Here is a 1,856-nt window from a genome sequence, read left to right on the forward strand (position 1 = left end):
ACGTTGTCGGTTCACTGAAGGCAGCATTCTGTTACCCGCAGGCTATCAGGAACAGACGGTAAACATCCTCATCGCGCCCGATGCGCCCGCGCTAAATATCGCGCGTGATAAGCTGGTTGAAGGCGAAGATCTTCCCAGTTACCTCACCCGCCAAAAAGATCTGCTGAAAAATGGTCTGCGCAACTGGCAATTATTGGAAGAAAAACCCGCAACGCTGGGCGATAACCGGCTGCAAGGCATGGCGCTGCTTTCCCGTTATCGGCCCAAAAAGGGGCAGCAAATTTATCAATATCAGGCGGTATTTCTGCTGAATGAGAAAAAAGCGCTGATTTTCACCCTGTCATCCCAGCAGGTGTTCACCGATGCTCAACGGCAGGGGCTGGATGACTGCCTGAAAAGTTTCCAATTCTAGGTGAGGAGACGTTATGCCAGAAGCTGCGCGAGTTGGGGACACGATAGGCCATTCCAGCGCCATGGCGGGATTGGTTGCGGGCACCGTCATCGGTTCATTAATTTCCGCTGCCGGGGGAATTCTGTCGGGGGCTCTCTTTGTCGCCGGATTAGCTACATCCTGTCTCGGGGCAGGCGTTTTGCTGATTGGCGCCGCCATTGTGGTGGGCATGGCGGCGGGATATTTAGGCGACATGGCGCGTGACGCCTGCGTCTCTAAGGGGGCCTCGTCGCGAAGTCCCTGCGGGGAAATCACGCGAGGCTCCCCCAATGTCTTTATCAACAACCAACCCGCTGCTATCGCGACACGCAGTCAAGTAGAGTGCAGTAAAGAGAATGGCCTGCGCCAGATGGCAGAAGGCTCTGCTTCCGTTTTCATCAATGGCTATCCTGCGGTGCGGGTCGGAGACAAAACGGTCTGTGATGCAGCGGTCATGACCGGTTCGTCGAATGTCTTCATCGGCGGCGGGACGGCGCAGACAGCAAAGATTGTGCCGGAAATCCCCCAATGGGCGTATACCGTTTCCGATTTAACCCTGTTTGCAGCCGGGTTAATCAGTTTCGGCGGCGCGGCAGCCAAAGGCCCCGGCGCGTTGCAGACGCTGTTTAACAAGATACCGGGCGCGGCTAAAATCCGCAAAATCGTTTGCCGGCTGGGGGCGCTTGCCGTGGCTGTGCCTGTCGCGGGTATTCTGACGAACCCGGTGGAAGTCATTGCCGGTCAGAAATTCCTGAACGATGAGGATGAGCTGGACTTCGTTTTTGATGCTGAATTACCGCTCTACTGGCAGCGTAGTTACCTGAGCTGTTATCAGTATGACAGCGTACTGGGTCGGGGCTGGAGCCTGTTCTGGGAGAGCCATCTCACGCGCGTGGAAGGCGGCTTGCTCTGGCGTTCCCCTGCTGGGGATACCGTGCCTTTTCCTGACGTGCCGGCAGGTCATCGCTGTTTTTGCCCTGATGCTCAAAGCGACCTGATACACACGGAAGAGGGCAAATGGGAAATTCGTGATGCAGGCGAATTAGTTTATCACTATGCGGCTTTTGATAATGACGGCCTCAGCCGCCTGAGCCACATCCGCAATAATGTCGGTAACGAGCAGCGTTTTCATTATAATGAGCAGAACCGGATGGTCAGCATCACGGGCCATGGCGGTCTGAACCTGCACTGCGATTACGTAATGATGGAAAACGATAACCAAACTGTCTCCCGTCTTACCGCCGTCTGGCGCGAACTGCACGACGGCCATCGTATTCAGCTTTGCCGTTACCATTATAATGAGCACGCCCAACTGACGGGGGTCAGCCATCGCAATGACCTTCTCCAGCGTCAGTTCGGCTGGACGAAACAGGGCGTGATGGCATGGCATCAGGACAGACGGGGGTTGCGCTGTGATTACCAGTGG

Annotated in this window: 2 protein-coding genes; both read left to right on the forward strand. The window is 55.7% G+C overall.

All coding sequences use genetic code 11. The annotated features are described in order from the left end of the window. On the forward strand, nt 1-412 hold a 412-nt coding region (locus KZ793_RS13285; protein ID WP_225815773.1), incomplete at its 5' end, for a DcrB-related protein. A gap of 13 nt (nt 413-425) precedes the next feature. Beyond that, nucleotides 426-1,856, forward strand: a 1,431-nt coding sequence (locus KZ793_RS13290) for a PAAR domain-containing protein (RefSeq protein WP_225815774.1), incomplete at its 3' end; no start/stop codon positions are given.

It is taken from the genome of Photorhabdus antumapuensis, assembly GCF_020387775.1.
GTDB classification, from domain to species: domain Bacteria; phylum Pseudomonadota; class Gammaproteobacteria; order Enterobacterales; family Enterobacteriaceae; genus Photorhabdus; species Photorhabdus antumapuensis.